The organism is uncultured Clostridium sp., from assembly GCF_934754925.1.
In the GTDB taxonomy this organism is placed as follows: Bacteria; Bacillota; Clostridia; order Clostridiales; family Clostridiaceae; genus Clostridium.
The window spans coordinates 1-1,575 of the sequence record NZ_CAKVJA010000119.1 but is presented as its reverse complement, the minus strand read 5'-3'; the positions used below and the strand labels follow the sequence as shown (position 1 = coordinate 1,575).

Annotated in this window: 1 protein-coding gene and 1 pseudogene; both read left to right on the top strand. The window is 29.7% G+C overall.

Going from position 1 to position 1,575, the window contains the following annotated elements; all coding sequences use genetic code 11:
- Positions 1 to 583 (top strand): annotated as a pseudogene (locus tag Q0G30_RS14345) (hypothetical protein); the annotation flags it as partial.
- 98 nt (positions 584 to 681) lie between these two features.
- Positions 682 to 1,575 (top strand): MmcB family DNA repair protein (locus Q0G30_RS14340; protein ID WP_294391466.1); only part of this gene is annotated, 894 nt, incomplete at its 3' end.

Genomic DNA, 1,575 nt, shown 5'->3' with positions numbered 1-1,575 from the left:
GGAGAGAGAAGATTATAATAAGTTAAACTTTGAAGATAGATGTAGGTATATAAATCAAGCTATATTAACTTATGGAACTAGGGCAAGTGCATATAAGAATATAAATATTGCAAAGTCAACAGTTCAGAGTATGATGAAAAGTCACAAGTACATATTTGATAATAATATAAAGCAATTTGTACCAGTAAACACCCAAGAAGATTCTATGGAACTGGAGAGCCATAGAAACACCCAAGAAGATTCTATGGAACTGGGGAGCCATAGAAATACCAAAGAAGGTGCTATGGTTATAGAAAATGTATTTGAAGTTGAAGAGTATAAAATATTCAAAGCAATGTGTGAGAAATGGGATGTATTGCAAGAGCTTATAAGACAACATGAATATAAGCAAGATGTATTAGATGTAGATACTACTGTAACATTAAAAGATATCCCTGATGGTATTTCAAAAAGAGTGAATTGGGATATAAATGAAACAGTATTAAACCAATTTAAAGAGTATATAAAAATAAATCATAAAAACTGTACTATTAAAAACATGGTTGAGATAGCATTGCTACAATATATAAGAGATAAGAGATAGTAGTTAATAATAGCTACTATCTTTTTAAATTCTTAAAACTTGACAATAATATTATTACTCTATACCGTATATAGTAACACTAAAAAAGGAGAGGATTTATGTTGAATTTAAATACAATTGAAAAAGAATTAACTTCTTTACTTGACTATGATAAAAAGAACTGGACTCATGTATATTTACTTTTAAAAAAAGTAGAAGAGGAAAGATTATGGGAAGAGAAATATAAGTCATATACGCAGTGGGTTAAGGATTTTTGTATAAAGACGAAGACTCATGAGAGTATTATATGGAGTCGTAAAAAGGCTGGTAAAGTTTATGAGTCATATTATAAAGTTATGCTAAGTAAAGGGGAACAGGTTGCTTCAATAGAAGATGTTGATGTATCAGCGGATTCACTTGTAATACTTGATAAGATAAATAAGTACGATGAAAATATTGCTAGTAATTTAGTACAAAAAGTTCTTAATAAAGAAATTACAAAGAAGGATCTAAGAGAGTTGTACAAATCTATTAGACCAGATGTGCCAAGTTGTAACCCTCATAATAAAGTTGAAAAAAATACTACTAATGAAGAGCTTGAGAAGGTAAGTGTAACTGCAAGTCAGATAGTGTCTGTATTATGTGAGCCAAATTGGTTAGGTGTAAAACAAGAAAGAAAATACTTTAAAACAAGTTTTGAACAAGATAAATACAGAGTGTTTACTGAGTTTCCTGTTTTCGTTGGAACCTCAAGGAAAAGTAGAAGAATGGATATGTTAGTTTCTGAAAATATAACAAGTGAAAATGTTTGGGATTTAAATTTACATTGTGTAGAAATAAAGGTCTCTAAGGGGGACTTGTTAGGAGATACAAAGTATACTGAGTATGCTGACTTTGTGGATTATATGTGGCTCGCTATTCCAGTTGAATTAGAATTAGTTGCAAAAGACAATGTTTTTAATGATTGTGGAATTATAGTTATTAAAGATAACAAGGCTACTATTGTAAAGAAG